Origin of the sequence: Psychrobacter sp. Ps1 (assembly GCF_022129425.1) — a bacterium.
Lineage (GTDB): Bacteria > Pseudomonadota > Gammaproteobacteria > Pseudomonadales > Moraxellaceae > Psychrobacter.
Genome location: NZ_JADQAN010000043.1, coordinates 1 through 5,805 on the forward strand (window position 1 = coordinate 1; position 5,805 = coordinate 5,805).

Consider the following 5,805-nt stretch of genomic DNA (forward strand, 5'->3'; position numbering starts at 1 on the left):
CGTCTATAATACGCACCTCATCAAGACGAGCTGGAAGTAGCTAGTGTGTGATTACACACTGATAACCCAGTTAACTTGTTGAAACAAATTAAAAAAAGAAGTTGACAGACTATTAAAACATGATATGATGGTCAGCTCGCTAAATAGGATAAGCCACATTGGCTGACTTATTTAGTTTGAAATACTAGCACTGGACGACAGTGTCAGACATTATTTAAAAGCATAACTAAAGAACAACTTGTGTGGATTTTTGCTGATTCAGAATGCTAAAAAATAAAGTTGGTTTTACTCTCTTTTCGGGAGTCATTCTAACTATAAAAATTATCATTTAAGACAGCAGAAAAACTCAAAGTTAATTCATTACGAACATAATTTTTAGCGATTTTGCCAGATTAGATGAGCCAAGTTTAGAAGCTTCTTTAAAGAGCTTCATAGCAAGATTAAACTGAAGAGTTTGATCATGGCTCAGATTGAACGCTGGCGGCAGGCTTAACACATGCAAGTCGAGCGGAAACGATGGTAGCTTGCTACCAGGCGTCGAGCGGCGGACGGGTGAGTAATACTTAGGAATCTACCTAGTAGTGGGGGATAGCTCGGGGAAACTCGAATTAATACCGCATACGACCTACGGGAGAAAGGGGGCAACTTGTTGCTCTCGCTATTAGATGAGCCTAAGTCGGATTAGCTAGATGGTGGGGTAAAGGCCTACCATGGCGACGATCTGTAGCTGGTCTGAGAGGATGATCAGCCACACCGGGACTGAGACACGGCCCGGACTCCTACGGGAGGCAGCAGTGGGGAATATTGGACAATGGGGGAAACCCTGATCCAGCCATGCCGCGTGTGTGAAGAAGGCCTTTTGGTTGTAAAGCACTTTAAGCAGTGAAGAAGACTCTTCGGTTAATACCCGGAGACGATGACATTAGCTGCAGAATAAGCACCGGCTAACTCTGTGCCAGCAGCCGCGGTAATACAGAGGGTGCAAGCGTTAATCGGAATTACTGGGCGTAAAGCGAGCGTAGGTGGCTTGATAAGTCAGATGTGAAATCCCCGGGCTTAACCTGGGAACTGCATCTGAAACTGTTAGGCTAGAGTAGGTGAGAGGGAAGTAGAATTTCAGGTGTAGCGGTGAAATGCGTAGAGATCTGAAGGAATACCGATGGCGAAGGCAGCTTCCTGGCATCATACTGACACTGAGGCTCGAAAGCGTGGGTAGCAAACAGGATTAGATACCCTGGTAGTCCACGCCGTAAACGATGTCTACTAGTCGTTGGGTCCCTTGAGGACTTAGTGACGCAGCTAACGCAATAAGTAGACCGCCTGGGGAGTACGGCCGCAAGGTTAAAACTCAAATGAATTGACGGGGGCCCGCACAAGCGGTGGAGCATGTGGTTTAATTCGATGCAACGCGAAGAACCTTACCTGGTCTTGACATATCTAGAATCCTGCAGAGATGCGGGAGTGCCTTCGGGAATTAGAATACAGGTGCTGCATGGCTGTCGTCAGCTCGTGTCGTGAGATGTTGGGTTAAGTCCCGCAACGAGCGCAACCCTTGTCCTTAGTTACCAGCGGGTTAAGCCGGGAACTCTAAGGATACTGCCAGTGACAAACTGGAGGAAGGCGGGGACGACGTCAAGTCATCATGGCCCTTACGACCAGGGCTACACACGTGCTACAATGGTAGGTACAGAGGGCAGCTACACAGCGATGTGATGCGAATCTCAAAAAGCCTATCGTAGTCCAGATTGGAGTCTGCAACTCGACTCCATGAAGTAGGAATCGCTAGTAATCGCGGATCAGAATGCCGCGGTGAATACGTTCCCGGGCCTTGTACACACCGCCCGTCACACCATGGGAGTTGATTGCACCAGAAGTGGATAGCTTAACCTTCGGGGAGGCGTTCACCACGGTGTGGTTGATGACTGGGGTGAAGTCGTAACAAGGTAGCCGTAGGGGAACCTGCGGCTGGATCACCTCCTTATAGACGCATTCGGTCAGCAAGAATTCACAACAAGTTGTTCTTTAGTTTAAGCTTACGTTTTTAACAAACGTATTAGGGTCTGTAGCTCAGCTGGTTAGAGCACCGTGTTGATAACGCGGGGGTCGGTGGTTCAAGTCCACCTAGACCCACCATTTTACAATGGGGCCATAGCTCAGTTGGTAGAGCGCCTGCCTTGCACGCAGGAGGTCAACGGTTCGACTCCGTTTGGCTCCACCACTACTAAGACGGTTAAGTAAGCTTTAGATGCCAATAAATAAATAGGTATTAAATAGAAACAAGTGATTTTAATTGATTACTTCTTTCTGTTTTATACAGAATCTGTGACTCGACGAGAGCATAGAGACTATTTAAAAACATAGATATGAGTCTGGGTTAGGAAGAGCGTGTTCACGCGCACTTCTTAACCTTAATAACTCGCCTCTTAACGACATCAGTTGTTATCCCAGGGGTGAGTTATTAAAAAAAGTAAAGAGAACTGAATCAAGCGTATAAACATAGGTGATATCGTTATCATAATTAGATTGTATGACACTTAGAAGTCGAAAGACTACTTGGGGTTGTATGGTCAAGTAATGAAGCGCACATGGTGGATGCCTTGGCAGTCAGAGGCGATGAAAGACGTGACAGCCTGCGATAAGCTTCGGGGAGGCGGCAATATCCTGTGATCCGGAGATTTCTGAATGGGGAAACCCACTTACCATAAGGTAGGTATCCTAATTTATTAGGAAGCGAACGAGGGGAAGTGAAACATCTCAGTACCCTTAGGAATAGACATCAATTGAGATTCCCCTAGTAGCGGCGAGCGAACGGGGAGAAGCCGATTAATTCTAATGTAGAAGAACAGCGTGGGAAAGCTGACCGTAGTAGGTGATAGTCCTGTATTCGAAACATTAGAGTTAACATATTAAGTAGAGCGGGGCACGAGAAATCCTGTTTGAAGATGGGGGGACCATCCTCCAAGGCTAAATACTCCTGACTGACCGATAGTGAACCAGTACCGTGAGGGAAAGGCGAAAAGAACCCCTGTGAGGGGAGTGAAATAGAACCTGAAACCGTGTGCGTACAAGCAGTGGGAGCCCACTTGTTGGGTGACCGCGTACCTTTTGTATAATGGGTCAGCGACTTATATTCTGTAGCAAGGTTAACCGTTTAGGGGAGCCGTAGGGAAACCGAGTCTTAATAGGGCGTTTAGTTGCAGGGTATAGACCCGAAACCGAGTGATCTATCCATGAGCAGGTTGAAAGTGCCGTAACAGGCACCGGAGGACCGAACCCACTGTCGTTGAAAAGCCAGGGGATGACTTGTGGATAGGGGTGAAAGGCTAATCAAACTCGGTGATAGCTGGTTCTCCCCGAAAGCTATTTAGGTAGCGCCTCGGACGAACACCATTGGGGGTAGAGCACTGTTTCGGCTAGGGGGTCATACCGACTTACCAAACCGATGCAAACTCCGAATACCGATGAGTGATATCCGGGAGACACACGGTGGGTGCTAACGTCCATCGTGGAGAGGGAAACAACCCAGACCGCCAGCTAAGGCCCCAAATTCCTAGTTAAGTGGGAAACGAGGTGGGAAGGCATAGACAGCTAGGAGGTTGGCTTAGAAGCAGCCATCCTTTAAAGAAAGCGTAATAGCTCACTAGTCGAGTCGGCCCGCGCGGAAGATGTAACGGGGCTCAAACTAGGAGCCGAAGCTGCGGATTTGAATTTGTTTTCAAGTGGTAGGGGAGCGTTGTGTAAGCCTGTGAAGGTGTGTTGTAAAGCATGCTGGAGGTATCACAAGAGCGAATGCTGACGTGAGTAACGATAATGCGAGTGAAAAGCTCGCACGCCGGAAGATCAAGGGTTCCAGTCCAACGTTAATCGGGGCTGGGTGAGTCGACCCCTAAGGCGAGGCCGAAAGGCGTAGTCGATGGGAAATCGGTTAATATTCCGATACTTGTTTATAATGCGATGGAGGGACGGAGAAGGTTATGTCAGCCTGGCGTTGGTTGTCCAGGTGAAAGGATGTAGGTTTATAGCTTAGGTAAATCCGGGCTATTTTATACCGAGATCTGATAGCAAGCTGTACTTGTACAGCGAAGTGGCAAATACCATGCTTCCAGGAAAAGCTTCTAAGCAATAGTTATAAACGAATCGTACCCTAAACCGACACAGGTGATCAGGTAGAGAATACCAAGGCGCTTGAGAGAACTCTGCTGAAGGAACTAGGCAAAATGGTACCGTAACTTCGGGAGAAGGTACGCTGTTGATGGTGATAGGACTTGCTCCTTGAGCTGTTGGCAGTCGCAGATACCAGGCTGCTGCAACTGTTTATTAAAAACACAGCACTCTGCAAACACGAAAGTGGACGTATAGGGTGTGATGTCTGCCCGGTGCTGGAAGGTTAATTGATGGGGTTAGCGTAAGCGAAGCTCTTGATCGAAGCCCCAGTAAACGGCGGCCGTAACTATAACGGTCCTAAGGTAGCGAAATTCCTTGTCGGGTAAGTTCCGACCTGCACGAATGACATAATGATGGCAGCGCTGTCTCCAGCAGAGACTCAGTGAAATCGAAATCGCAGTGAAGATGCTGTGTACCCGCGGCTAGACGGAAAGACCCCGTGAACCTTTACTACAGCTTTACATTGAACTTTGACCTGACTTGTGCAGGATAGGTGGGAGGCTTTGAAGCCGAGACGCTAGTCTCGGTGGAGCCAATCTTGAAATACCACCCTGGTCATGTTGGGGTTCTAACTCAGGTATAACAATACCGAGGACAATGTATGGTGGGTAGTTTGACTGGGGCGGTCTCCTCCTAAAGAGTAACGGAGGAGTACGAAGGTGCGCTCAGACCGGTCGGAAATCGGTCGTAGAGTATAAAGGCAAAAGCGCGCTTAACTGCGAGACCCACAAGTCGAGCAGGTACGAAAGTAGGTCTTAGTGATCCGGTGGTTCTGTATGGAAGGGCCATCGCTCAACGGATAAAAGGTACTCTGGGGATAACAGGCTGATACCGCCCAAGAGTTCATATCGACGGCGGTGTTTGGCACCTCGATGTCGGCTCATCTCATCCTAGGGCTGAAGCAGGTCCTAAGGGTATGGCTGTTCGCCATTTAAAGAGGTACGCGAGCTGGGTTTAGAACGTCGTGAGACAGTTCGGTCCCTATCTACCGTGGGCGTTGGAAATTTGAGAGGATCTGCTCCTAGTACGAGAGGACCAGAGTGGACGAACCTCTGGTGTTCGGGTTGTCACGCCAGTGGCATTGCCCGGTAGCTACGTTCGGATGGGATAACCGCTGAAAGCATCTAAGCGGGAAGCCCACCTCAAGATTAGATTTCCCTAAAGAGCCGTTCAAGACTAGGACGTTGATAGGCAGGGTGTGGAAGCGCAGCGATGCGTGTAGCTAACCTGTACTAATTGCTCGTTTGGCTTGACCATACAACACCCAAGTGGTTTGTAACCAAGTCTAATTAATCTATCTTGTATAGCTCAGGCTATAGAATAAGAAAGAATATTTCGATATCACCTTTAACCTTGATTCAGTTAGGTTACAAGTTGATCGACCATAAACTAAACATTTATAGTCAAACAATAACAACAACAGACTCATATCTAACCCCCTTTGCTGACGACAATAGCGCGATGGCCCCACCTGATCCCTTCCCGAACTCAGAAGTGAAACATCGTAGCGCCAATGGTAGTGTGGTTCGCCCATGTGAGAGTAGGTCATCGTCAGCTCCTTATACTTAAAAAGAGTCATCCTTAATTGGGTGGCTCTTTTTTTTATCTTTTATTCCTAGTGACCTACGTAGCAAATCCTAT

2 tRNA genes and 3 rRNA genes are annotated in these 5,805 nt (G+C 48.0%); all 5 read left to right on the top strand.

The window, feature by feature from the left end:
• Positions 1-442: 442 nt before the first annotated feature.
• The 5 genes from I3249_RS12820 to rrf all read left to right on the top strand — a co-directional run bounded on the left by I3249_RS12820 (position 443) and on the right by rrf (position 5,721).
• Positions 443-1,981, top strand: a 16S ribosomal RNA gene (locus tag I3249_RS12820).
• 75 nt (positions 1,982-2,056) lie between these two features.
• A tRNA-Ile gene (locus tag I3249_RS12825) sits at positions 2,057-2,133 on the top strand.
• Between the two features lie 9 nt (positions 2,134-2,142).
• A tRNA-Ala gene (locus I3249_RS12830) sits at positions 2,143-2,218 on the top strand.
• A 347-nt stretch (positions 2,219-2,565) separates the two neighbouring features.
• Positions 2,566-5,421: ribosomal RNA gene (locus I3249_RS12835) — 23S ribosomal RNA — on the top strand.
• A 186-nt stretch (positions 5,422-5,607) separates the two neighbouring features.
• Positions 5,608-5,721 (top strand): 5S ribosomal RNA (gene rrf / locus I3249_RS12840).
• The 16S, 23S and 5S rRNA genes sit together here with 2 tRNA genes alongside, the layout of an rRNA operon.
• Positions 5,722-5,805 lie beyond the last annotated feature (84 nt).